This window comes from Arthrobacter sp. NPDC093128, assembly GCF_040683875.1.
Classification (GTDB): domain Bacteria; phylum Actinomycetota; class Actinomycetes; order Actinomycetales; family Micrococcaceae; genus Arthrobacter.
Window position 1 is genome coordinate 62345 of the sequence record NZ_JBFBEY010000021.1, and the last position, 22593, is coordinate 84937.

At 67.5% G+C, this 22593-nt stretch carries 17 protein-coding genes; 13 read left to right on the forward strand and 4 right to left on the reverse strand.

From position 1 onward, the window contains the following. Nucleotides 1–151: 151 nt before the first annotated feature. Genes pheS through AB0N24_RS21615 form a run of 3 tightly spaced genes read left to right on the forward strand, consistent with a single transcriptional unit; the run spans nucleotide 152 to nucleotide 4486 of the window. A complete protein-coding gene (pheS, locus tag AB0N24_RS21605; RefSeq protein WP_364128834.1) occupies nucleotides 152–1213 on the forward strand; it encodes a phenylalanine--tRNA ligase subunit alpha in 1062 nt (353 codons plus the stop codon). 2 nt (nucleotides 1214–1215) lie between these two features. Beyond that, the gene (gene pheT / locus AB0N24_RS21610; protein ID WP_364128837.1) at nucleotides 1216–3759 is read left to right on the forward strand and encodes a phenylalanine--tRNA ligase subunit beta; all 2544 of its coding nucleotides are present in this window, start codon (nucleotides 1216–1218) and stop codon (nucleotides 3757–3759) included. A 46-nt stretch (nucleotides 3760–3805) separates the two neighbouring features. After that, complete coding sequence (locus AB0N24_RS21615) at nucleotides 3806–4486, forward strand: 4'-phosphopantetheinyl transferase superfamily protein (protein WP_364128839.1); 681 nt, start codon at nucleotides 3806–3808, stop codon at nucleotides 4484–4486. A gap of 31 nt (nucleotides 4487–4517) precedes the next feature. Here the strand turns inward: AB0N24_RS21615 and AB0N24_RS21620 are convergent, their stop codons facing one another. The 4 genes from AB0N24_RS21620 to AB0N24_RS21635 form a co-directional block, all read right to left on the reverse strand. Then, the gene (locus AB0N24_RS21620) at nucleotides 4518–5885 is read right to left on the reverse strand and encodes a M1 family metallopeptidase (protein ID WP_364128841.1); all 1368 of its coding nucleotides are present in this window, start codon (nucleotides 5883–5885) and stop codon (nucleotides 4518–4520) included. Between the two features lie 55 nt (nucleotides 5886–5940). Next, entirely contained in the window at nucleotides 5941–9840 is a 3900-nt protein-coding gene (locus tag AB0N24_RS21625) for a Pls/PosA family non-ribosomal peptide synthetase (RefSeq protein WP_364128899.1), read from the reverse strand. A gap of 192 nt (nucleotides 9841–10032) precedes the next feature. Next, a complete protein-coding gene (locus AB0N24_RS21630) occupies nucleotides 10033–10998 on the reverse strand; it encodes a quinone oxidoreductase (RefSeq protein WP_364128843.1) in 966 nt (321 codons plus the stop codon). A gap of 147 nt (nucleotides 10999–11145) precedes the next feature. After that, on the reverse strand, nucleotides 11146–12234 hold the full coding sequence (locus AB0N24_RS21635) for an acyl-CoA desaturase (RefSeq protein ID WP_364128845.1): 1089 nt from the start codon (nucleotides 12232–12234) through the stop codon (nucleotides 11146–11148). 162 nt (nucleotides 12235–12396) lie between these two features. On the opposite strand from AB0N24_RS21635, the gene argC reads away from it, so the two are divergent. The 10 genes from argC to AB0N24_RS21685 all read left to right on the forward strand — a co-directional run bounded on the left by argC (nucleotide 12397) and on the right by AB0N24_RS21685 (nucleotide 22580). After that, nucleotides 12397–13428 (forward strand): N-acetyl-gamma-glutamyl-phosphate reductase, encoded by a 1032-nt coding sequence (argC, locus tag AB0N24_RS21640; RefSeq protein ID WP_364128848.1) that lies wholly within the window; start codon nucleotides 12397–12399, stop codon nucleotides 13426–13428. Continuing rightward, nucleotides 13425–14591 (forward strand): bifunctional glutamate N-acetyltransferase/amino-acid acetyltransferase ArgJ, encoded by a 1167-nt coding sequence (argJ, locus tag AB0N24_RS21645; protein ID WP_364128851.1) that lies wholly within the window; start codon nucleotides 13425–13427, stop codon nucleotides 14589–14591. Before argC ends, argJ begins: the two co-directional genes overlap by 4 nt. Nucleotides 14592–14620: 29 nt before the next feature. Next, nucleotides 14621–15580: an acetylglutamate kinase gene (argB, locus tag AB0N24_RS21650; protein ID WP_104172435.1), complete on the forward strand. Its 960-nt coding sequence runs from the start codon at nucleotides 14621–14623 to the stop codon at nucleotides 15578–15580. Then, nucleotides 15577–16845 carry an acetylornithine transaminase gene (locus tag AB0N24_RS21655; RefSeq protein WP_364128854.1) on the forward strand — a complete coding sequence of 423 codons (1269 nt, stop codon included), beginning with the start codon at nucleotides 15577–15579 and terminating at the stop codon, nucleotides 16843–16845. The genes argB and AB0N24_RS21655 overlap by 4 nt, the downstream gene beginning before the upstream one ends. Then, on the forward strand, nucleotides 16842–17834 hold the full coding sequence (gene argF / locus AB0N24_RS21660) for an ornithine carbamoyltransferase (protein WP_364128856.1): 993 nt from the start codon (nucleotides 16842–16844) through the stop codon (nucleotides 17832–17834). The genes AB0N24_RS21655 and argF overlap by 4 nt, the downstream gene beginning before the upstream one ends. Next, nucleotides 17834–18367, forward strand: a complete 534-nt coding sequence (locus tag AB0N24_RS21665; RefSeq protein ID WP_364128859.1) for an arginine repressor — start codon at nucleotides 17834–17836, stop codon at nucleotides 18365–18367. Before argF ends, AB0N24_RS21665 begins: the two co-directional genes overlap by 1 nt. Before the next feature lie 118 nt (nucleotides 18368–18485). After that, nucleotides 18486–19691 (forward strand): argininosuccinate synthase, encoded by a 1206-nt coding sequence (locus AB0N24_RS21670; RefSeq protein WP_364128862.1) that lies wholly within the window; start codon nucleotides 18486–18488, stop codon nucleotides 19689–19691. A 5-nt stretch (nucleotides 19692–19696) separates the two neighbouring features. Beyond that, nucleotides 19697–21124, forward strand: a complete 1428-nt coding sequence (gene argH, locus AB0N24_RS21675) for an argininosuccinate lyase (protein WP_364128864.1) — start codon at nucleotides 19697–19699, stop codon at nucleotides 21122–21124. A 148-nt stretch (nucleotides 21125–21272) separates the two neighbouring features. Beyond that, a complete protein-coding gene (locus AB0N24_RS21680) occupies nucleotides 21273–21812 on the forward strand; it encodes a pyridoxamine 5'-phosphate oxidase family protein (protein ID WP_364128867.1) in 540 nt (179 codons plus the stop codon). 30 nt (nucleotides 21813–21842) lie between these two features. Next, on the forward strand, nucleotides 21843–22580 hold the full coding sequence (locus AB0N24_RS21685) for a maleylpyruvate isomerase family mycothiol-dependent enzyme (RefSeq protein ID WP_364128869.1): 738 nt from the start codon (nucleotides 21843–21845) through the stop codon (nucleotides 22578–22580). The last annotated feature ends 13 nt before the right edge of the window (nucleotides 22581–22593 follow it).

Below are 22593 nucleotides of genomic sequence, written 5' to 3' on the forward strand. Positions count from 1 at the left end.
GAATTCCGGCGAGCCCTGCCCTTTGTCACTTCACGCGTCCGCGGAAAACGGCCGCGCGGAAAGACAGGTCAGTGACGGACACGCTGCCGGTGGACCCGAATGCAGCTGGACAGGTCGCTGGCGATACCCGACTCGTAGCTAAGAACAGTAGATGACTGAAACTTTGCCGGGCGCTGCCATCCCGAACCCTCTGGATGAAGCTGCCATTACTGCCGCCGTAGACCACGCCGTCGCCGCCATTGCTGCTGCCTCCTCCCTTGATGAGCTCAAGGCCGTGAGGCTAGCGCACACCGGGGAGAAGTCGCCGCTGAGCCTCGCCAACCGTGAAATCGGCGGCCTGGCGAAGGACCAGAAGGCTGCTGCCGGAAAACTCATGGGCGCCTCCCGCGGACGCGTCAACAAGGCGCTCGCGGACCGCTCCGCCGAGCTGGAAGCCGAAAATGACGCACGGATCCTCGTCGAGGAGACCGTGGACGTCACTGCCGCCCCGCGCCGCCGCCGTGCCGGTGCGCGCCACCCGCTGTCCACACTGCAGGACCGTGTGGCGGACATCTTCGTCGGCATGGGCTGGGAAATCGCCGAAGGTCCCGAGGTGGAATCCGAGTGGTTCAACTTTGACGCCCTGAACTTCAAACCGGACCACCCTGCCCGCGAAATGCAGGACACGTTCTTTGTGGAGCCCCCTGAGGCCCACCTCCTGATGCGCACGCACACTTCCCCGGTGCAGGTCCGTTCCATGCTGGAACGCGAAGTGCCGATCTATGTGCTGTGCCCGGGCAAGGTGTTCCGCACCGACGAACTGGACGCCACGCACACCCCGGTGTTCCACCAGTTCGAGGGCCTGGCCATCGACAAGAAGCTCAGCATGGCGGACCTTCGCGGAACGCTGGAGCACTTCGCCCGGCAGATGTTCGGTGACGAGGCCCAGATCCGCCTGCGCCCCAACTACTTCCCGTTCACCGAGCCGTCCGCGGAGCTGGATATCTGGCACCCGGGCGCCAAGGGCGGTCCCCGCTGGATCGAATGGGGCGGCTGCGGCATGGTCAACCCCAACGTCCTTCGGGCTGCCGGCATCGATCCGGACGTCTATTCAGGTTTTGCCTTCGGCATGGGCATCGAGCGCACCCTTATGTTCCGCAACGAGGTGGGCGACATGCGCGACATGATCGAAGGCGATGTACGTTTCAGCGAGCACTTCGGGATGGAGATCTAACAGTGCGTATCCCACTTTCCTGGCTGCGTGAGTTCGCGCAGGTACCGGCCGGAGCAACGGCCGAAGACGTCATGGCCGAACTGGTCAAGGTCGGTTTTGAAGAAGAAGCGGTGCACCGCCCCACGGATGCGCTCAGCGGTCCCATCGTGGTGGGCCAGGTCCTGAGCCTGGTCAAGGAACCGCAGACCAACGGCAAGACCATCAACTGGTGCCAGGTCCGCGTGGTCCCCGAGGGCCAGGAACAGACCCTCACCGGCAAGGGCATCGACCCGTCCGGAATCCAGGGCATCATCTGCGGAGCCCACAACTTCGTGGAGGGCGACAAGGTCGTAGTCACCCTTCCCGGCGCCGTGCTGCCCGGAGACTTCCACATCTCCGCCCGGAAGACCTACGGCCACCTGTCCGCCGGCATGATCGCCTCCGTCCGCGAACTGGGCATCGGCGAGGACCACGACGGCATCCTGGTGCTGTCCCGGATCGGGCTGGACCCGGAACTCGGCACGGACGCCATGGAACTGCTTGGCCTCTACGACCAGGCCGCCGAGATCAACGTGACGCCGGACCGCGGCTACGCGTTCTCCATCCGCGGCGTGGCCCGCGAATACGCCCACGCCACCGGAACGTCCTTCACGGACCCGGCGGCAAAGGTGCAGGCCCCGGCTGAGCTGGCCGGCGGCTATGGCGTCAAGCTCAACGACGACGCTCCCATCTACGGCAAGCCCGGTTGCGACCGCTTCGTGGCCCGCACCGTCCGCGGCGTGGACGCGACCAAACCGACGCCGCTGTGGATGGTTTCACGCCTGCGTCTTGCGGGGATCCGCTCCATCTCCCTCCCGGTGGACATCTCGAACTACGTCATGCTGGAACTCGGCCAGCCCACGCACTGCTACGACCTGGACAGACTGTCCGGCGACATCGTGGTGCGGCGCGCCGTCGCAGGGGAGAAGATCACCACCCTGGACGACAAGGAGCGGAAGCTCGACGTCGAGGACCTCCTCATCACTGACGGCTCCGGAGCGATCGGCATCGCCGGCGTGATGGGCGGCGCCGCCACCGAAGTGTCTGATTCCACCACGAACGTCCTGGTTGAGGCGGCACACTTCGACGAGGTGTCGATCGGCCGGTCCCGCAGGCGGCACAAGCTGCCCTCCGAAGCGTCCAAGCGTTTCGAACGCGGCGTTGACTGGCAGGTTGCGGGCATTGCCCTGCAGCGCGTGGTTGACCTCCTGGTCGAGCTGGCCGGCGGCACTGCCGACGATTCCGGCACCGATGTCGGCACTGCACCTGACGCCGTGGCCATCGAACTGCCCGCGGCGTTTGCCGCAGCGCGGATCGGCATTGATTTCACCGAAGAGCAGATCGTCACCTCCCTCGAGGACCTCGGCGCTGCCGTGGTGAAGAACGACGACGGCTGGACGGTCACTGCCCCGAGCTGGCGGAACGACCTGGAAACCAAGGAAGACCTCTCCGAGGAAATCGCCCGGCTGGTCGGCTACGACCAGATTCCGGCGACGCTCCCGGTGGCACCTCCGGGACGAGGCCTGACCCGTGTGCAGCAGCAGCGCCGCCGCCTGGTCCAGGCACTGGCCGATGCGGGGCTCACCGAGGTCCTGGCCTACCCGTTCGTGTCCAAGGCCGCCAATGACACCTTTGGCGTGGCCGAGCAGGGAACCGCCCGCAAGGCCGTCAAGCTGGCCAACCCGATCAGCGAGGAACAGGGTTACCTGCGGACGTCCGTCCTTCCCGGCCTGATCGAGGTGGCCAAGCGCAACCACTCGCGCGGCTTCCGCGACCTGGCGGTCTTCGAGGCCGGCCTGGTGTTCCTGCCGGGTGACTCCGTGGGTACGCCGTCCATTCCGCCGCTCGGCGTCAAGCCCTCCGATGAGGTGCTGGATGCCCTGTACGACGGCGTTCCGGACCAGCCGCTGCACATTGCAGCGGTCCTGACGGGCCATGACTCGCCCGCTGCCGCAGGCCACACGCCGCGTGCCTGGGACTGGGCAGACGCCGTGGACATAGCCCGCCTCGCCGGAGACGTCCTCGGCGTCGAAATCGTGGTCAGCCAGGGCCACCACCAGGCCTACCACCCGGGACGCGCAGCCCAGCTGGCCCTGCGTTCGGGCGAAGTTGTCGGCTACGCCGGCGAACTGCACCCCAAGCTGCTGGCCGCGCACGACATGCCGGCACGTTCGGTGGCGCTCGAGTTCAACGCCGACGCCCTCTTCGAGGCGGCAGCCGACGTCATCGTCGCGAAGCACATCTCCGGGTTCCCGGTGGCCACCCAGGACGTTGCCCTGGTGGTTCCCCAGGAGATCCCGGCCGACGACGTCCTGGCCGCCCTCCGTGAAGGCGCCGGCGAGCTGCTGGAAGACGTGGCACTGTTTGACGTCTACGCAGGAAAGGGCATCGAGGACGGCAAGAAATCGCTGGCCTTCGGCCTCCGCTTCCGCGCCGCGGACCGGACGCTGACGGCGGACGAGGCGTCCGCCGCCCGTGAGAGCGCCGTTGCCATGGCCGCCGAGCGCTTCGGGGCCGTTCAGCGCTAGTCGGGGCAGCCCCAGGCGCTCAGGGCTAAGACCGGAAGGGCGGGCCATGGCATCACAGCTTATTGTGCGTGCCTGCCCGCCCTTTCGCGTACCTGGACAGGATTCAGCACGGGCGGCAGCGGAGCTGGAACGCGATGCCCGGCAGCTCCTGGACCTGCCGGAGCTGGAGCGCGCCCGCGCCATGATGGCCGTGCCACGGCAGGATTTCCTGGCCGCAAGGATGGCCCAGCGCCTGCTCGCGGCGGAACTGCTTGGCGTGCGCGCGCAGGACCTGACCGCGCGTTACAGTTGCCCGCAGTGCGGCAGGGGTGCGGGCATCACCCACGGCAGGCCCGGCTACACGCTGGATGGAGCGCCCGCACCCCTGCTGCTGAGCCTGTCGCGGGCGGCAGGCTGGACCCTGCTGGCGGCCATGACGGAACCCGGTCCGGAGCAACGGCTGGGGGTCGACGTCGAAGATCCGCAGCGGCTGGATTTTGACGGGTTCGACGCCGTGGTGCTGACGACGGCGGAACGCCAGGCAGTGGCATCCCTGCACGGGGATGACGTCCTGCGCGGGCGCGCCCGGCTGTGGACACGGAAGGAGGCCTTCCTGAAGATGACCGGGGAGGGCCTCAGCCGGGCGCCGGAGACGGTTGACGTGCTTGACCGGCCCGGCGTCAGGGACCTGACCCCCGCGGTGTCCGGACTGCCGGTGGACCTGGTGGCCGCCGTCGCCGTCGGGTGACTTCACGGTCCGGCCGAACTAGCCGGGCGCGCTAACGGACCGGCAGCGGCGGCAGTGTCTCCTCGAACAGCCAGGGATGGAGCAGGGCTTCCGAATCGATGCCCGCCACACGGTCCGCGGTCTGGATGAACCCGGCGGTGGAGACGGATCCGTGGCGGTTGTTCGCGGCCCAGTCGTGCAGCAGCGCAAAAAAGGCGAGGTCGCCGCACCGGATCCGCAGTGCGTGCAGCGCGAGTGCGCCGCGCTTGTACACGCGGTCATCGAACATCAGCTCAGGGCCGGGGTCGCCAACCACGATGTCCTGGCTCCCGGCGTCGAGCTTCCGCCAGGCGGCAGCGGCACGGTCCGCGGCGCTCATGACGCCGGCCGCCTCTGACCAGATCCACTCCGCGTAGCAGGCGAATCCTTCATGGAGCCAGATGTCGCTCCAGGCCGCAACAGTCAGGGAATTGCCGAACCACTGGTGGGACAGCTCGTGGGCGATCAGCCGCTGCGATTCCCAGCCGGTGTCCAGATGGTTGGGGCCAAAGATGGAGAGCGTCTGGGATTCGAGGGGTATTTCGAGCACGTCCTCGGCCACCACCACGGTGTACTCCTGGAAGGGGTAGGGGCCGAAGCTGTTGACGAACGCCCGCATCATCTCCGGCTGGCGGGCCAGGCCGCGGCGCGCGGAATCTGCCAGGGCCGCGGATACCGCGACGTGTTGCGGGACGCTGCCGGTAACGGGCGTCGTATCCAGGGTGAGGACATCGTACCGGCCGATCTGGACAGTGGCGAGGTAGGTCGACATCGGCTCGGCCTGTTCGTACGTCCACGTCTCACGGCTGGACCCTGTCCTGCGGGAGATCAGCAGGCCGTTGCACACGGCACGGTAGTTGACGTCCGTGGTCACTGCGATCCTGTAGCTGGCTTTGTGCCGCGGGTGGTCGTTGCAGGGAAACCAGGAGGCGGCGCCGTTGGGCTGGCCTGCCACCAGAACTCCGTCGGTAAGTTCCTCCCAGCCCACTTCGCCCCACAGGCCGCGGCGGGGACCGGGATTTCCCTCATACCGGATGTCCAGGATGAAGCTGTCTCCCGGGAGCAGGGCGGCGTCAGGGACCACCACCAGCTGCTCAGCGCGCTGGCTGAATTTCCGCACCTTTTTGCCGTTGAGTGAAATTTTCACGGCGCGCATACCCGCGAGGTCCAGGACGATGGCCGACGCCGCCCGGTCCGCCTCTGCGTGCAGGACTGCCCGGCCGTTCAACCTGTTGCTGGCCAGTTTGTAGTCCAGGTCCAGTTCGTATCTGGTGACCCGGTACGCGTTCGTGCCGTGCCCGGGGACGTAGGGATCCGGGGAGCCTGACGGTTCGTCCGGCCGCCGCACGCCGTCGGGGCTGGATGTTGCTGCAAAACTCATAGAGCGGGCCTTCATACTGCGAACGTTGCGGATCCGGGGACATGCCGTGCTGGTGCTACTTGAGCCGCGGAGCCGGGACTGCCGGTCCTGCCCACGGGCTGACCGGATTGCCCATCCAGTACGTCGCGGCGGGAACGGTTTCCCCGCGCATGACCAGGGATGCCGGCCCCACGGTGCCGCCCCTCGCGATGCGTGCCCGCGGAAGGATGACGCCATGTGGTCCCATCGTGGCTCCGTCTTCGAGGGTAACAGTGTCAATGCTCATGATGCGGTCGTGGAAAAGGTGGGTCTGGACCACGCAGCCCCGGTTGACCGTTGAACTCTCGCCCAGCGTCACAAGATCCGCCTCGGGCAGCCAGTAACTCTCGCACCACGTGCCGCGGCCGATCTTCGCACCCAGGCCCCGCAGCCACCACACAAGCGCCGGCGTTCCCGAAGCCGAGCGGGCGAACCATGGGGCGCTGACCATTTCGATGAAGGTATCCACAACCTCGTTCCGCCAGATGAAGGAACTCCACAGGGCGTGCTCGCCGGCCCTGATCCTGCCCACCAGCAGCCATTTGGCGGCGACGGCACTGGCCGCTGCAACAGCACCTGCCGCAAGGAGCACAAGGCCCCCCAGCAGGGCCGCGATACCGTAGCCGGACACCGCGGCGAGCCAGTCGAACGCGAGCATCACGCCGGCGGCCAGGGCCACCGTGAGGATCACCGGGATGAACCGGCAAAACTCCCACAGGGCGCGCGCCAGTTTCAGCCGCAGGGGCGGCTGGAACGTCAGGGTGTTGTCTGTGGCGATGGCAGTGCGCCGCAGCCGCACCGGCGGACTGCCGAGCCAGGACGTGCCCGACTTGGCCTTGGCGGGGGTGGCCGAGAGGACGGCCACCAGCGAGTTCTTGGGGACGCTTCGTCCCGCACCGGTCATCCCGGAGTTGCCGAGGAAGGAGCGCTTGCCGATCTTTGCCGGGGCAATCCGCATCCATCCGCCGCCAAGCTCGTAGGACGCCACCATGGTGTCGTCCGCAAGGAACGCACCCTCGCCGACGGTTGTCATCTTGGGGAGCAGCAGGACAGTGGACGCCTCCACGTTTTTGCCCACCTTGGCTCCGAGCAACCGCAGCCAGACCGGGGTGAAGAGGCTGGCGTAAATGGGGAACAGGACGTCGCGGGCCAGGTCCAGCACCCGTTCCGTAGCCCAGACCTGCCAGCCGATCCGGCTCCGCACCCGGAAGTAGCCTTCCGTCAGGCCCACGCCCAGCAGGCGGGTCGTGGCGAGGATCAGCAGGAGGTTGGTGATGAACCACGCCAGCGCCGCCAGCGGCAGCGAGGCCAGGACCTGGGGCACCGCAGCCGAGAGGGATTCGCTGCCGCGGATGAACACGAACACCACGAACGCCCCTGCGAAAGCGGACATGTAGGGGATGGTGGCCAGAACGGCGGAGGCTGCGGCAAATGCTCCGAACCAGAGCCTGCCGATCAGCGGATGGGCGGGCGGCGTCTCCGGCCATGAGTGTTTGGCCTTGCCGATCCGCTCGGCGGGGGAACCGGCCACGAGTTGCCCGGCCTTGACCTTTCCGAGCACGGCGGACCCCGGCTCCACCTGGCCGCCGGCGCCGATGCTTGCGCCCGGCATGAGTGTGCTGCGAGCCCCCACTGCTGCGCCCGCCCCGACGTGCACCCGGCCGATGTGGACGGAATCGCCATCGATCCACCACCCGGACAGATCCACTTCGGGTTCGATGTTGCAGCCGCGCCCCAGCGACAGCATTCCCGTGACCGGCGGAAGGGAATGCAGCTGGACGTCGTTGCCGATCTTCGCGCCAAGGGCCTTCGCATAGTAGGGAACCCAGGGTGCGCTGGCCAGGCTGATGGCGCCGGACAAATCCTGGATCTGCTCCGCCAGCCACAGCCGCAGGTGCACCTTGCCGGACCTGGGGTAGGTCCCGGGGGCCACCTTCCGGAGCAGGGTCCTGGCAGCCAGGACAGAAATGCCCATCCGGCCGGCCGGGCTCACGAACACCAGCCAGGAGGCAGCCACCCACCACCACGAGATGACAGGAGTCGCCGAGAAGCCGGCAAAGGCTGCCAGCAGGTTGTTGGCCGCCATGACGTAGGTGAGCCAGCGCATCCCCACCAGGATGTGCAGGGGGACGCCCATGAGCGTCTGGAAAATCTGCGACTTCAATGCCGTGGGGCGGACTTCCCGTTCGGGCGCCGGACCGGCCACTCCTTCAGGCAGGGATTGGCGGGCCGCGTCGATCAGTGCGCCCACCCTGGGGGTGGCGTAGATGTCGGCCACGGTGATGGTGGGGTAACGGACCCGCAGCGCCGAGACCAGCTGCGCTGCTGCGAGGGATCCGCCGCCGTGGGCGAAGAAGTCCGCATCCAGGTTGGACGCCGGTGTCCCCAGGATGCTGCCCCACTGCTCCACGATCCAGCTGGCGTCCTCCGGCAGGTTCAGCGGGGCATTGTCCGCGTCGGCAGCGCCCGCTCCGGCCAAGGGCCAGGGCAGGGAATGGCGGTCAACTTTTCCGCTTGTCTTCGTGGGCAGGGATTCGACCACCGTCAGAAGCGGGATGAGCGCTGCCGGAAGGCTGACCCCCAGCAGTCCACGGGCAGCGGTGAGGTCGATGTCCGCCGTGCCCGCAGGGGCAAGGTAGCCAACCAGGATCTGGTTCCCGGCCGCCGTCGTGCGCACTGCCGCCGCCGCGCCGGCAACGCCCGGCAGTGCCTGCAGCGCCGCGTCGATCTCGCCGAGTTCAATCCGCCGGCCGCCGAGCTTCACCTGCTCGTCGGCGCGCCCCATAAAGACCAGGCCCGCCGCTTCGTAGCGGACCAGGTCTCCGGACCGGTAGGCCCGGGCCCAACCAAGTGATGGCATCGGCGCGTACTTTTCGGCATCCTTGGCGGGGTCGAGGTACCGGGCCAGCCCCACGCCGCCGATGATGAGCTCGCCCACTTCGCCCTCTGCCACCGGAACGCCGCCGGCATCAACCACGGCAAGGTCCCAGCCGTCCAGCGGCAGGCCGATCCGGACGGGACCGGGCAGGCCCAGCGGCGCCGCGCATGCCACTACGGTGGCTTCGGTGGGTCCGTAGGTGTTCCATACTTCCCGGCCGTCCACGGCGAGCCGCTCCGCGAGCTCCGGGGGACAGGCTTCGCCGCCGAAAATCAACAGGCGCACGTTTTCCAGCGCTTCGGCCGGCCACAGGGCGGCGAGGGTGGGCACCGTGGACACCACTGTTATCCCGTGGCTGATCAGCCACGGACCGAGGTCCATTCCGGTGCGGACCAGCGACCGCGGAGCGGGGACGAGGCATGCACCGTAGCGCCAGGCCAGCCACATCTCTTCGCAGGAAGCGTCGAACGCCACGGACAGTCCGGCCAGGACGCGGTCCTGGGGGCCAATGGGTTCGTCCTGCAGGAAGATCCGGGCTTCGGCATCGACGAATGCGGCCGAGGACCGGTGCTGCACGGCGACTCCCTTGGGCGTGCCGGTGGAGCCGGAGGTGAAGATCACCCAGGAGTCGTCGTCGGGCTCCGGCATCCGGGGATCCGGGAACGGCTGCGGGCGCTTGCCGCCTGTGACGATCTCGCCGTTGGCCCTGAGGATGGCGGCCACACGGGCTTCACCGAACACCAGCTTGGCACGTTCGTTGGGGTCATCAGCATCCACCGGGACGTACGCGGCCCCGATCAGCAGGACCGCCAGGATGGAGACGTACAGCTTGTTGGTGCCGGACGGGATACGGACGCCGATCTTGTCGCCGGCCCCGAGGCCCGCCTGGTGCAGCTCACGCGCCGTTGCCCGGACCTCGGCCATCAGCTGTGCATAGCTCAGCCGCCGGTGGCCGTCGTCCAGCGCCGAGGCCTCCGGATACTTCCTGGCCGTCTCCTGGAGGATATCGATCAGCGTCCGTTCGGGCGGCGCGGCGGCGGCGCCCGGCAGTTGCGGCAGGTAAAGGCTCCGGACGGCCGGACGCGAATCGGTGCCGGTTTCCGGCGCGGAGCCGGGAGCTTGCGGTTGTTCAGTCACGGGGTGATTCTTTCCGCACAAGATGAACAGAAGGTGTCGCAGTTCGCCGGGGTTTCGCAGGGTGTTTGCGCCGCGTTTACCGGCGTCGCCTATTACCGGCCCTCCTGTATCGGGTCAGGGAACCAGGATGACCTTGCCGGTGGTGCGGCGCTGTTCCAGGTCGTCGTGGGCCTGGGCTGCCTTCGTCAGGTCGTAGCGGCCGCCGATCCGGACCTTGAGGCTGCCGTTGGCGGCCGCTGCGAAGATCTCATCGGAGCGCCAGCGGCGTTCCTGGGCATTGCGCAGGAAGTGGTTGATGGTCGGCCGGGTCAGGTACAGGGAGCCGCCGGCGTTAAGCCGTTGCGGATCGAACGGCGGAACCGGTCCGGATGCGGCTCCGAAGAGAACAAGCGTGCCGCGGACACGCAGGGCAGCGAGGGAACCGTCGAACGTGTCCTTCCCGACGCCGTCGTACACCACGTCCGCGCCGGTTCCGTCGGTAAGTTCCCGGACCCGGGCGGCGAAGCCTTCGTAGCTCAGCACATGGTCGGCGCCGGCTTCGCGGGCCAGCTTCCCCTTGTCGTCGGAGGAGACGGTGGTGATGACGCGGGCGCCCTTCGCCTTGAGCAGCTGGATCATGAGCAGGCCGACGCCGCCGGCTCCGGCGTGCAGCAGTATCGTATGGCCCGGCTCGACTCGGAAGGAGGAATTGATCAGGTAGTGCGCGGTGATGCCCTGGAGCGGAAGGGCGGCCGCGGTGAAATCGTCTACGCCGCGGGGGACAGGCAGTGCCTTGTCCTCATCGATGAGGATGTAGCCGGCATAGCAGTTGGTGCTTTCAGCGGTGGCCACCCGGTCTCCGACCGAGAACACCGTTACGCCCTCGCCCAGCTCCTCCACCGTGCCGGCCGCTTCGGAGCCCGGAGTGAACGGATAGGGCACCTTGTACGTGCCGCTGCGCTTGTAGGTATCGATGAAGTTCACCCCGGTGGCGGCGACCTTGACCAGGAGCTGGCCGGGGCCGGGCACCGGCCGAGCCACCTCTGCCAGCTCCAGAACCTCCGGACCGCCTGCCTGGCGGGCGACGATTGCATGCATCATGTGTCTCCTTCCCTGGGCTGGGATTTCCAGGCCCGGATACTGGATCCATCCTAGGGACACCGCTGGCAACGACGAAGTGACGGCCGGTAACCGGCCGTCACTTCGGGTGAAACGTGGAATTCGGGTGTGCGCCTCAGCGGCGTGTGCCTAGTAGCGGCGGGTGACGGTAGCCATGGGGCATTCGAAGTGGCGGCCTGCGGAGAGGCCCACGTCATTGAGGTAACGGACGATGATGCCGTAGGACTGCAGCAGGGTGGTTTCCGTGTAGGGAACCTGGTGCTTGGCGCAGTACTCGCGGACAATCTTGGCGGCCTTGTCCAGCTGCGGACGGGCCATGTCCGGGAACAGGTGGTGCTCGGCCTGGCGGTTGAGGCCGCCCAGCAGGATGTCCATAAAACGGCCGCCGGAGATGTTCCGGGACGTCAGGACCTGGCGGCTGAAGAAGTCCACGCGGCTGTCCGCGGGCAGGACCGGCATGCCCTTGTGGTTCGGGGCGAAGGAAGCGCCCATGTAGAAGCCGAAGACGGCGAGCTGGACGCCGATGAACGCCAGGGCCATGCCCCACGGCAGGAAGGTGAAGGTGAGGACCGGCAGCAGGCTCAGGCGTGCCAGGAGGATCGGGATTTCAACCCAGCGGTGCGTGACCTTGGCGCGGCGGAAGATGAACTTGACCGAATCGATCTGCAGGCCCAGGCCCACCAGGAACAGGAGCGGGAAGAAGAACCAGCCCTGCTTGCGGGTGAGGAAGGCGAACCGTCCCTGCCGGGCGACAACCGCTTCGGTGTGGAAAGCGATGGGCCCGGGTGCGATGTCGGGGTCCTTGGAAATGACGTTCGGGTGGTTGTGGTGCGCGCCGTGCTTCTGCTCCCACCAGGAATAGCTCATGCCGGCCACGGACGTGGCGAGCAGCCTTGCCGCCCAGTCGTTGGCGCGGCGGGAGGCAAAGATCTGGCGGTGCCCGGCCTCGTGGGCCAGGAAGCTCAGCTGGGTGCACAGGATGCCCAGGGCGGCGGCAATCAGGAGCTGGAACCAGCTGTCACCGATGAGCGCGAAACCGAACCAGGTGGCGGTCATCAGGAGCACCAGGATGGAGAACACCGTGACGTAGAAGCCGACGCGTCGTTCGAGCAGGCCCGCTGCCTTGACGCTCTTGAGGAGTTCTGAGTAGCTCAGGACAACCGCATTAGGCTGCCGGACGCGCGTCTGGGGGCGCTCCGAAGTAGTTGTGGGGGTCATGGGGCCTCGTAACTGTTTACGGGCAACGCTGCAGCCGACATTCGGACCGCACGGTCAGGATCACCCTTCTCCAAGCATACGCTCACACTCATAATGAGGGCAGGTGGGAGCTGATGCATAAATATCGGCCTCTATGCATAGTCTTGCTGTATAGTCGTTCCCATGACTATTTCTGTTGCCGTTTCCGGTGCGAGCGGTTACGCCGGCGGCGAGGTGCTTCGGCTCCTGGCCGGACACCCTGACGTCACCATCGGCGCCATCACAGCGCACAGCAACGCCGGTTCCAGACTAGGCGAATTGCAGCCGCATCTCCATGGTTTGGCCAGCCGCATCCTTGAGGACACCACCGTGGAGAACCTCTCAGGCCATGATGTGGTGTTCCTGGCACTGCCGCACGGGGCCTCCGCCGAGATCGCGGCGCAGTTGCCCGAGGGCACGGTAGTGATCGACGCCGGCGCCGACCACCGGCTGGAAGACCCCGCCGCCTGGGAAAAGTTCTACGGTTCCGCGCATGCCGGGACGTGGCCTTACGGGCTGCCCGAACTTCCGGGCCAGCGGGAAAGGCTCAAGGGAGCCAAGCGGATCGCCGTACCGGGCTGCTACCCGACGTCGGCCCTGCTTGCCCTGACGCCCGGCTTCGCCGGCGGCATCCTCCAGCCCGACGACGTGGTGATTGTCGCTGCCTCGGGCACCTCGGGTGCCGGGAAAGCCGCGAAGGTCAACCTCATCGGCTCCGAGGTCATGGGGTCCATGAGCCCGTACGGCGTGGGTGGCGGCCACCGCCACACCCCCGAGATTGAACAGGGGCTGGGCAATGCCGCGGGCGAGGCCGTGACGGTATCCTTCACGCCCACCCTTGCCCCGATGAGCCGGGGCATCCTCACCACCGCAACGGCAAAGGTGAAGCCCGGCGTCACGGCGGCAGAGCTGCGCAGCGCCTGGGAAGAGGCGTACGACGACGAGCCGTTCGTGCACCTGCTCCCCGAAGGGCAGTGGCCCGCCACCAAGGCCGTCCAAGGCTCCAACCACGCCGTGATGCAGCTCGCCTTCGACGCCCACACCGGCCGCGTCATCGTCACTTGCGCCATCGACAACCTGACCAAGGGGACCGCCGGCGGCGCCGTGCAGTCCATGAATATCGCCCTTGGCCTGGCGGAAACCGCCGGCCTCAACCTGCAGGGAGTTGCCCCGTGACCGTTACCGCACCCAAGGGATTCCGGGCCACCGGCGTCAAAGCCGGACTGAAGACGTCCGGTAACCCGGACCTTGCCCTCGTCGTCAACGACGGCCCCTCGAAGGCGGCAGCGGCGGTGTTCACCTCGAACCGCGTGGCCGCGGCCCCTGTGCACTGGTCGCGCCAGGTGGTCAAGGACGGCCGCGTCGACGCCGTCATCCTCAACTCGGGCGGCGCCAACGCCTGCACCGGTCCGCAGGGCTTCCAGAACACCCACGCCACTGCGGAAAAGACCGCCGAAGTGCTGGGCGCCTCGGCCACCGATATTTTTGTCTGCTCCACCGGCCTGATCGGCGAGCAGCTGCCCATGGACAAGATCATCCCGGCGATCAGTGCGGCGAAGTCGGCCCTCAGCGCAGACGGCGGCCCTGCTGCTGCCACGGCGATCATGACCACGGATTCCGTGTCCAAGGAGGCCGTCTTCACCGGCAAGGACACCGAAGGCAACGAGTACACCATCGGCGGCATGGCCAAGGGCGCCGGCATGCTGGCTCCCGGGCTGGCCACCATGCTGGTGGTCATCACCACCGACGCGGACGTCCAGCCTGAAATGCTCGACGTCGTGCTCCGCGACGCCACCCGGGTCACCTTTGACCGGGCGGACTCGGACGGCTGCATGTCCACCAACGACACCGTGGTGCTGCTGGCATCCGGCGCCTCGGGTGCCGTGCCCGCCGCCAAGGACTTCGGTGCCGGACTGACCCAGGTCTGCGCCGAGCTGGCCCGCAAGCTGATCGGCGACGCCGAGGGCGCCAGCCACGACATCGCGATCCGCACTTTCAACGCCGCCAGCGAAAAGGACGCCGAGATCGTCAGCCGCGCCGTGGCCCGCTCCAACCTGTTCAAGGCGGCCATTTTCGGCAAGGACCCCAACTGGGGGCGCGTGCTCTCCGCCGTTGGCACCACCGATGCCGCATTCGAACCGGACCAGCTGAACGTTTCCATGAACGGCGTGCAGATCTGCCGGAACGGAAGCATCGGCGAGGACCGAAGCCTCGTGGACCTCGAGCCCCGCGAGGTCCTCGTGGAGATCGACCTGCAGGCCGGAGAGGCCGAGGCCACGATCTGGACCAACGACCTCACGCACGACTACGTCCACGAAAACAGCGCCTACTCAAGCTAGGTGGCGCACCCACCTTCCGGGGAGACAGCATGAACACCCAGACACGCGAGACCACGTCGATGAGCGACGCCCAGGACAAAGCCGGCACGCTGATCGAGGCACTGCCATGGATCCAGCGATTCGCCGGCTCCACCATGGTGATCAAGTACGGCGGCAACGCCATGGTCAACGAAGAACTCCGCCGTGCCTTCGCTGAGGACGTGGTGTTCCTGCACCACGTGGGAATCCACCCCGTCGTGGTGCACGGCGGCGGTCCGCAGATCAACGCCATGCTCAGCCGCCTGGGCATCGAGTCCGAATTCAAAGGCGGCCTCCGCGTCACCACCCCCGAGGCCATGGACGTGGTCCGCATGGTGCTGACCGGCCAGGTGGGCCGCGAACTCGTGGGCCTCATCAATTCCCATGGCCCCTACGCCGTCGGCATGTCCGGAGAGGACGGCGGCCTGCTGCGCGCCGTCCGCACGGGAACCGTCGTGGACGGCGAAGAAGTGGACCTGGGCCTCGTCGGCGAGGTCGTCGGCGTCAACCCGGAAGGCATCGTTGATATCCTCGCGGCCGGCCGGATCCCGGTGATTTCGACTGTTGCCCCGGAAATCATTGACGAGGGCAGCAGTGAGGAGGGAACCCGCCGGTTCCAGACCACCGGGCAGGTCCTCAACGTCAACGCGGACACCGCGGCGGCCGCCGTCGCGTCGGCCCTGGGCGCCTCCAAGCTGGTCATCCTCACCGACGTCGAGGGCCTCTACGCGAACTGGCCGGACAGGTCATCGCTCATCTCGTCCCTGACGGCGTCGGAGCTGCGGGAGATGCTGCCGCGGCTTGAGTCGGGCATGATCCCCAAGATGGCCGCCTGCCTGAAAGCGGTCGACGAAGGAGTGGAGCGGGCGCACATTGTGGACGGGCGCCTGCCGCACTCCATGCTGCTGGAAACATTCACTGCCGCGGGCATTGGCACGCAGGTGGTCCCGGACGAGGAAACGAACGCATGAGCCAGATTGAAAAGTCCCCGGTGGTCGAACTGGTGGAGACCCGTGGCCACACAACCGGAGCCGAGTGGCTGACCCGGTACTCCTCGTCACTCATGGGCGTCTTCGGCACGCCGCAGCGTGTCCTGGTCCGCGGCGCAGGATGCCTGGTCTGGGACGCGGACGGCAAGGAGTACCTGGACCTGCTGGGCGGCATTGCCGTGAACGCCATGGGCCACGCCCACCCGTTCGTGACGTCGGTGATTTCCAGCCAGCTGGCCACCCTGGGCCACGTCTCCAACTTCTTCACCAGCCCCACGCAGATCGCGCTGGCCGAAAAGCTGCTCGAACTGAGCAAGGCACCGGCCGGTTCCAAGGTGTTCTTCGCGAACTCCGGAACCGAAGCCGTCGAGGCCGCGTTCAAGCTGGCGCGGCGCAACTCCGGCGCCGGCGCCGATGGGAGCGGGAAGACACGGACCAAGATCATAGCCCTCGAGGGCGCCTTCCACGGCCGGACCATGGGCGCCCTGGCGCTCACCGCCAAGGAAGCGTACCGGGCGCCGTTTGAACCGCTGCCCGGCGGCGTGGTGCACATCCCGTTCGGGGACGTTGACGCCCTCGTGGAAGCCATCGATGAAACGACGGCGGCTGTTTTCCTCGAACCGATCCAGGGCGAAGCCGGTGTCCGGCCGTTGCCCGCCGGCTACCTGCAGGCCGCGCGCGAAGCCACCACGAAGGCAGGCGCACTGCTGATCCTCGATGAAGTCCAGACCGGCATCGGCCGCACCGGCAAATGGCTTGCCAGTGAAGACGCCGGGATCGTGCCCGACGCCGTGACCCTCGCCAAGGGCCTGGGCGGCGGCTTCCCGATCGGGGCGCTGGTCACCTTCGGCCCCGAGACGTCCGCACTCCTGACGGCCGGCCAGCACGGCACCACGTTCGGCGGGAACCCGGTGGCTACAGCCGCCGCGCTGGCCACGCTGCACGCAATTGAGAGCCAGCGCGTCCTGGACAACGTCCGTAGTGTGGGGGAACGCCTTCGCTCGAAGCTGGCCGAGGTGGACGGCGTCACGGAAGTGCGCGGCGAAGGCCTCCTGATCGGCTTTGACCTGGACGCGGACGTCGCGCCCGCCGTGGTCACCGCGGGATTGGATGCCGGTTTCATCGTCAACAGCCCCGGTCCGCGGACCATCCGCCTCGCCCCGCCGCTGATCCTGACCGCCGAACAGGCCGACAGCTTCGTCCAGGCACTGCCCATGCTCCTCCAGACCGCAAAGGATGCCCAGTGACCAGCTCCGCAACCCGTCACTTCCTCAAGGACACCGACCTCACCCCGGCCGAGCAGGCCGAGGTCCTGGACCTCGCCGTGCGCATGAAGGCCGCGCCCTACAGCGTCCAGCCGTTCGCCGCTGAAGGCAGCGGACGGAAAACCGTCGCCGTCATCTTCGACAAGACCTCCACCCGGACCCGGGTCTCCTTCGCCACCGGTGTGGCGGACATGGGCGGAAACGCCCTGATCATCAACCCGGGGGAGGCTCAGATCGGCCACAAGGAATCGGTGGAGGACACGGCCAAGGTCCTGGAGCGCATGGTCTCCACCATCGTCTGGCGGACCGGCGCACACGCCGGGCTCGTGGCCATGGCCGAAAATTCCAAGGTCCCGGTCATCAACGCCCTGTGCGACGACTACCACCCTTGCCAGCTGCTGGCGGACCTGCTGGCCGTCAAGGAACACAAGGGCGAGCTCAAGGGCCTCACCATGAGCTATCTTGGCGACTCCGCCAACAACATGGCGAACTCCTACCTGCTGGCCGGCGTGACAGCCGGGATGCACGTGCGCATCGCCGGCCCGGACGGCTACCTGCCGTCCGCCGATATCGTGGCTGCGGCGGAAGAGCGGGCAGCCGAAACGGGCGGCTCGGTCCTGATCACCACGGACGCCGCGGAGGCGCTCAAGGGTGCCGACGTCGTCGCCACCGACACCTGGGTGTCCATGGGCCAGGAGACCGAGAAGGAAGCCAGGCTCCAGCTGTTCCGCGACTACTCCGTGGACGAAGCGGCGATGCAGCTCGCGGCGCCTGACGCAGTCGTGCTTCACTGCCTGCCGGCGTACCGGGGCTATGAGATCTCCGCGGGAGTCATTGACGGCCCGCAGTCGATCGTCTGGGACGAGGCGGAAAACCGCCTGCACGCCCAGAAGGCACTGATGGCCTGGCTCATGCACCGGTCCGGCCTGGCCGTTGTTGACGGGCTGGCACCGGTCGGGGGACTCGGATAATGTCCGTCCCCCCGGCGGCGCAGGGCCCGAGCCCCGCCACCAAAACGGCCAGGCTGGCGCGGATTACCGCGATCCTGACCGGTGAGTCGGTCCGCTCGCAGGCGGAGCTTGCCGCGCTGCTGGCGGACGACGGCGTCCAGGTCACCCAGGCCACGCTGTCCCGAGATCTCGTGGAGCTCGGCGCAGTCCGGGTCCGCGGCAAGGACGGCGTGCTGGTTTACGCCGTTCCGGGGGAGGGCGGGGAGCGTGCGGCCAAGTCCGGCGTCACGCAGGAGATCCTGGACGCCCGCCTTGCCCGGCTGTGCGGCGAACTGCTCGTCACGGCCGAAGCTTCGGCGAACATCGTGGTGCTCAGGACGCCGCCGGGAGCGGCGAACTTCCTCGCCCTGGCCATCGACCATTCGGTCATGCCCTCCATCCTGGGGAGCATCGCCGGGGATGACACCGTGCTGCTTGTCACGCGGGACCCGGTGGGCGGCGCGGAGGTGGCCGCCCGTTTCCTGCACTTCGCCGAGGAAGCCGGCAGCCAGTAGCCGGCGGAACGCCGCGGGATTGGGCCCGCCACAGCGATGTGACAGGCTCTTAGCAGACAGCTTCACCAACAACTTTCATCAGACATCAAGCATCACCAAACAACTAAGGAGCATTTCCGTGACTGAGCGTATTGTTCTGGCCTACTCCGGTGGCCTGGATACTTCCGTTGCCATCGGCTGGATCGGCGAAGCCACCGGCGCCGAGGTCATCGCCGTGGCGGTCGACGTCGGACAGGGCGGCGAGTCGCTGGAGACCATCCGCCAGCGCGCGCTGGGCTGCGGCGCCGTCGAAGCCTACGTGGCCGACGCCAGCGATGAGTTCGCCAACGAATACTGCATGCCCACGCTGAAGGCCAACGCCCTTTACCAGGGCCACTACCCGCTGGTCTCCGCGATCTCCCGCCCGGTGATCGTCAAGCACCTGGTCAAGGCCGCCCGCGAATTCGGCGCCACCACCGTGGCCCACGGCTGCACCGGCAAGGGCAACGACCAGGTCCGCTTCGAAGTCGGCATCCAGACCCTCGGCCCGGACCTGAAGTGCATCGCCCCGGTCCGCGACCTTGCCCTGACCCGCGACAAGGCCATCGCCTTCGCCGAGGAAAAGGGACTGCCGATCGAGACCACCAAGAAGAACCCGTACTCGATCGACCAGAACGTCTGGGGCCGCGCCGTCGAAACCGGCTACCTCGAGGACATCTGGAACGCCCCCACCAAGGACATCTACGACTACACCGCCACCCCGGAATTCCCGCCGGCACCGGATGAGGTCACCATCTCCTTCGAAGCCGGTGTTCCGGTAGCGATCGACGGCGTCAAGGTCACCCCGCTGCAGGCCATCAAGGAACTCAACCGGCGCGCCGGCGCCCAGGGCGTGGGCCGCATCGACGTTGTCGAGGACCGCCTCGTCGGCATCAAGTCCCGCGAGATCTACGAAGCTCCGGGCGCCATGGCGCTGATCACCGCGCACAAGCACCTCGAGGACATCACCGTTGAGCGCGAGCAGGCCCGCTTCAAGGCCAGTGTCGGCCAGCGCTGGTCCGAACTGGTCTACGACGGCCAGTGGTTCTCCCCGCTCAAGCGTTCACTGGACGCCTTTATCGAGGACACCCAGAAGTACGTCTCCGGCGACATCCGCATGACCCTGCACGGCGGCCAGGCGATCGTCAACGGACGCCGCTCCGAGACCTCGCTGTACGACTTCGACCTCGCCACTTACGACACCGGCGACACCTTCGACCAGTCGATGGCCCGCGGCTTCATCGAGCTGTGGGGCATGTCCGCGAAGGTTGCCTCCGGCCGCGACATCCGCGTCGCAGGAAAGTAGCCCCTGTGGCTGAGCAAAAATCCGAAGCCACCAACACGGGCGCGCTGTGGGGCGGCCGGTTTGCCGGCGGCCCCGCGGACGCCCTGGCGGCCCTGAGCAAGTCCACCCACTTTGACTGGCGGCTGGCCCGCTATGACATCGCCGGATCCAAGGCGCACGCCCGCGTGCTGCACAAGGCCGGGCTGCTGGACGATGCCGAGCTCGAAGGTATGCTCGCTGCCCTGACACAGCTGGACGCGGATGTTGCCTCCGGCGCCTACCTGCCCGCGGAGTCCGATGAGGACGTCCACGGCTCGCTGGAACGCGGGCTCATCGAGCGCGCCGGCACCCAACTGGGCGGCAAGCTCCGCGCCGGGCGGTCGCGCAACGACCAGGTGGCCACGCTGGGACGGATGTTCCTGCGTGACCACGCCCGGATCATTGCCCGCGGCGTGCTGGCAACGATCGAGGCGCTGGTGGACCAGGCCAAGGCGCACCAGGGCGTGGCCATGCCCGGCCGGACCCACCTCCAGCACGCCCAGCCGGTCCTGCTCAGCCACCACCTGCTGGCCCACGCCTGGGCGTTGCTGCGCGATGTGCAGCGGCTGCAGGACTGGGACAAGCGCGCAGGCGTTTCGCCCTACGGTTCGGGGGCCCTCGCAGGCTCCTCGCTGGGCCTGGACCCCGAGGCTGTGGCCGCGGACCTGGGCTTCTTCTCGGCAACGCACAACTCGATCGACGGCACCGCCTCGCGCGACGTCTTCGCCGAGTTCGCCTGGGTCACCGCCATGATCGGTGTTGACCTGTCCCGGGTCTCGGAGGAAGTCATCCTGTGGGCCACGAAGGAATTCTCCTTCGTCACCCTGCACGATTCCTACTCCACCGGGTCCTCGATCATGCCGCAGAAGAAAAACCCGGATGTGGCTGAACTGGCACGCGGGAAGGCCGGCCGGCTGATCGGCAACCTAACCGGGCTGCTGGCCACGCTCAAGGGCCTGCCGCTCGCGTACAACCGCGACCTGCAGGAGGACAAGGAGCCGGTTTTCGACGCCGCCGACACGCTGGAAGTCCTGCTCCCGGCAGTCTCCGGCATGATCGCGACGCTGAAGTTCAACACCGAACGGATGGAATCGCTGGCACCGCAGGGCTTCGCGCTGGCCACGGATATTGCCGAATGGCTGGTCCGCCAGGGCGTTCCGTTCCGCGAGGCGCACGAGCTCTCCGGAGCAGCGGTCAAGCAGGCCGAAAGCCGGAATGTTGAGCTGTGGGACCTCACGGATGGGGAATTCGCCGCGATCTCCGAGCACCTGACGCCGGAGGTCCGCACGGTCCTGTCCACCGAAGGTTCACTCAACAGCCGCAACTCCCAGGGCGGCACGGCACCTGCCGCCGTCGAGCGCCAGCTGCTCGCGCTGGAAGCAGAGCTTGCCGGCGTGCGGGAGTACACCGGCTAACAGCCGCACGCTCTCTCACTTCCTGCAGCTTTTTGGCCAACGCTCTCTCACTTTCCTCAAGAAAGTGAGAGAGCGTCGCCGATTTTCCTGCGAAAAGTGGGAGAGCGTTGGGCGTTAACGACCGAAAACTCCCCGCTACCATTGCGCCATGAGTGAATTCTTCCGCCAGTACCTCCGTGCCCTGCCGGACTTCCCGGCGGATCTTCCGGATTTTGACGCCGCGGCGGCCCCCGCGGACCCGGCCGAACTGTTCCGGCGGTGGCTTGGGGAGGCCCTGGCCGCGGGGGAGCCGCAACCCCACGCGTGCAGCCTGGCCACCGTGGGTGCCGGGGCGCAACCGTCGTCCCGGATGCTGATCCTGAAGGACATCGACGACGTCGGCTGGCACATCGCGACGTCCCGCACCTCACGCAAGGGGCGGGAACTCGCAGCGAACCCGAAGGCTGCGCTGAATTTCTACTGGCCGTTGCAAGGCAGGCAGGTCCGTGTGGCCGGCCTCGTCGTGGAGCTTTCCGCGGAGGCTTCGGCGGCGGACTGGGACGCCCGGCCCGCGGCGGACGGCAGCCGGAACCCGGACTGGCAGCTCTATGCGATCCAGCCAGTGGAGATCGAGTTCTGGCAGGCCCGCCACGACCGCCGCCACGTGCGCCACCGCTACGGTCCGGGCCGGGAGCACGGGCTGCGTTAAGTCAGATTAACTGTCCGCTACGATTGCCGTATGACCGCAATCACACCGGACGCACTGCTCACCGAACTCCACAAAGCTGCCGACGTCGTTGCCTCCCAGGCCGGCAAACTCACCGAAGCCGATGTCACGGCATCGTCCACGCTGCCCGGCTGGACACGTGGGCACGTCCTGGCGCACATCACCGGGATCTCGAACGCCATGGCCCGGCAACTCGAATTCGCCGACCGCGGGGAGACGGTGGATCTCTACGACGGCGGCCATGAGGGCCGCACGAAGGCCATCGAGATGGCGGCCGGGCACACCTTGGCGCAACACCGTGCCGATTTGGACTCTGCGCTGGAACGGGCACTGAGGGCCTTCGATTCCTTGGATGCTGCCGGCTGGCAGGCACCGATTTCCTACCGTGGCGGAGTAGTGCTGGACGGCGGTGCCGCCCTGTGGCGGGAACTCGTGATCCACACCTCGGACCTCAACACCGGACTCGGGCCGGAAACCTGGAGCCGCACGTTCTGCGAGCAGCTGTTCGGATTCCTGGCCGCCCGCGTGCCGGAGGGGCAGAAGTTCGTCCTCCAGCCCCTGGGCCTGCCGCCGGTGAGCATTGGCACGGGAAACCGGTCCACCGTCATCAACGGAATGCTGACCGACATCGCCGCCTGGCTGGCGGGACGCGAGCCTTCGCTGGGCAGCTTGCGCGCGTCCGCTGCGGCGGACGGTGTTGACCTTCCGGAGCTCCTGCCCTGGCCCTCGGGCGTTCCGATCACCAAATAGCCGGCAGCGCACG

Coding starts and splice junctions, on each gene's coding strand:
- argB (WP_104172435.1), top strand. CDS start 14,621: ATGAACACCCAGACACGCGAGACCACGTCGATGAGCGACGCCCAGGAC.
- argC (WP_364128848.1), top strand. CDS start 12,397: ATGACTATTTCTGTTGCCGTTTCCGGTGCGAGCGGTTACGCCGGCGGC.
- AB0N24_RS21615 (WP_364128839.1), top strand. CDS start 3,806: ATGGCATCACAGCTTATTGTGCGTGCCTGCCCGCCCTTTCGCGTACCT.
- pheS (WP_364128834.1), top strand. CDS start 152: ATGACTGAAACTTTGCCGGGCGCTGCCATCCCGAACCCTCTGGATGAA.
- AB0N24_RS21655 (WP_364128854.1), top strand. CDS start 15,577: ATGAGCCAGATTGAAAAGTCCCCGGTGGTCGAACTGGTGGAGACCCGT.
- AB0N24_RS21630 (WP_364128843.1), bottom strand. CDS start 10,998: ATGATGCATGCAATCGTCGCCCGCCAGGCAGGCGGTCCGGAGGTTCTG.
- AB0N24_RS21635 (WP_364128845.1), bottom strand. CDS start 12,234: ATGACCCCCACAACTACTTCGGAGCGCCCCCAGACGCGCGTCCGGCAG.
- AB0N24_RS21680 (WP_364128867.1), top strand. CDS start 21,273: ATGAGTGAATTCTTCCGCCAGTACCTCCGTGCCCTGCCGGACTTCCCG.
- AB0N24_RS21665 (WP_364128859.1), top strand. CDS start 17,834: ATGTCCGTCCCCCCGGCGGCGCAGGGCCCGAGCCCCGCCACCAAAACG.
- AB0N24_RS21620 (WP_364128841.1), bottom strand. CDS start 5,885: ATGAGTTTTGCAGCAACATCCAGCCCCGACGGCGTGCGGCGGCCGGAC.
- AB0N24_RS21685 (WP_364128869.1), top strand. CDS start 21,843: ATGACCGCAATCACACCGGACGCACTGCTCACCGAACTCCACAAAGCT.